We start from the raw sequence: 1705 nt of genomic DNA on the forward strand, positions 1-1705 counted from the left end.
ACTGACGATTCCCCCAACCTTTGTTAGCCAAAATAAAATGTATATTAATTTACTACGTTTTACTTAAATTTGTAGTTTTCCACAACTTTTGACGTTAATTTGGCGATTTTCGGTGTAATAAACTATAGGAGGGTAAATTTATGACTGCTTCTTTTTACCACTGGTTTAGTTCAAACCAGGTTACCAACGAAATCGTTGTGCAAACTGCAAAAGAAACCGAGAGACTGCTTGATCCAAATTATAACTGCTTGACGCAACTCTCAATCAACAATTTAGCTAATATCCGCAAGCTCAACCAATGCTTTCAAAATTACAATCAACTGAACTTTGAGCAAATTCCAATTCTCTCAGAAGATCAACTCCAGCAAACCGAATATCTTTTAGCTGGGGATGCTGGTGAGCAACTAGTTGATCAGTCTGTTAAAAAGCTTGCCAACTCTACCAAAATCATTTTCCATAATGTGTCATTGCCTTACCAATATGGTAACTATAGAGGAAATTATGACAACCAAATTGATAGCTTATTAATTACTGAAACAGGGATCTACTGCATCGAAGTCAAGGTTCGCAAAGTAAGCGGCCGGACCTTCGATTTTGCACAATTAGAACCGGCTATTTACGACCAGCTTACCTTTCATAAAGAAGCCGTATTGCAAGCTCTACAGTCAAAAGTTTCGATTAATACAAATCTGATTAAAACGATTGTAGTTATCATTAACCGTAATGGGACTGATAACTTTCAGATCGTTAATGATCAAGCACTAGAAAGTGCCGGCGCAAAAGCGGTGCCACTTAAAAGTTTAGACTTAGTCTTAAGCAATGGATTTGGGCAAGGTGTTATTTCCCCAGGACAAATCACTAAGATTAATCAGGCTATCTGGAGCAGCCGTATTCCTGATAAGCGAACCTATCCACAAAATATCTGTTTTAACCTTAATTCCGACGATCTCTGGCAGATTAATCTCGCAATGAAATATCACTTGCCCATCAAACACATCATTACCTATAATGCCAAATTAAACGACTATCCACTAACTGGATTAAGTTGCAGCCAGCAGAATTTCTTTTGGTTGATCGTCGGCAGACTCTACCGCCAAAAAGGACTCCCCCTTAAGTTGTCGAGAAAAGAGCTGGCATCTGAAGCCGGATACCGTAATAAGGATTATTCTAAATTGGATCGCTCTATAAACAAATTAACTCAATTCATGCAAACAACTGGCTTATTCACTCAGGCAAGCTATGAATCGGAAGAAATTACAGTTAGCGTCAAAAATCAATATCATGGTCTTTTCAATTATTGTACCGACAACTTTACCTATTGGAATTATCAACTACTAGCCAAAATTAGTAATAACTGTGCTAAAACGCTTTTTAGGAAATTGATCCAATATGCTGAAATCGGTTCTTATGAATGTTCCTTTCAAGAATTCCGAAAAATTTTGGATGTTAGACCAAGTTATGCAAATCATGATGTTGTAAAACAAAAGGTTGAGCCAGCAACATCCTGCTTAGCTTCACTTTTTAGAAATCTTAGCTACGAAATTGTCAAAAGTGGTAAGGAAAATAGAATTTCAGTAATTAAATTTACGTTCGATCCCTTTAACCCACAAGAATTATTGTCTCCGCATAACTGGAATCAGTTTGGTTAACTAAGGTTGAGGGAATTGTCAGTCCAAAAATGTCTTGGCTAACTAAGGTTGGGGGA

General features: G+C 37.2%; 1 protein-coding gene. It reads left to right on the top strand.

Annotated features, from left to right (window positions below; genetic code table 11):
- Positions 1-140 precede the first annotated feature (140 nt).
- The gene (locus FC20_RS09440; protein WP_008462206.1) at positions 141-1649 is read left to right on the top strand and encodes an NERD domain-containing protein; all 1509 of its coding nucleotides are present in this window, start codon (positions 141-143) and stop codon (positions 1647-1649) included.
- Positions 1650-1705 lie beyond the last annotated feature (56 nt).

This window comes from Lactobacillus equicursoris DSM 19284 = JCM 14600 = CIP 110162 (assembly GCF_001434815.1).
Lineage (GTDB): Bacteria > Bacillota > Bacilli > Lactobacillales > Lactobacillaceae > Lactobacillus > Lactobacillus equicursoris.

Bases quoted from the DNA above. Each gene is read 5' to 3' on its own strand.
- FC20_RS09440 (WP_008462206.1), top strand. From the start codon at position 141: ATGACTGCTTCTTTTTACCACTGGTTTAGTTCAAACCAGGTTACCAAC.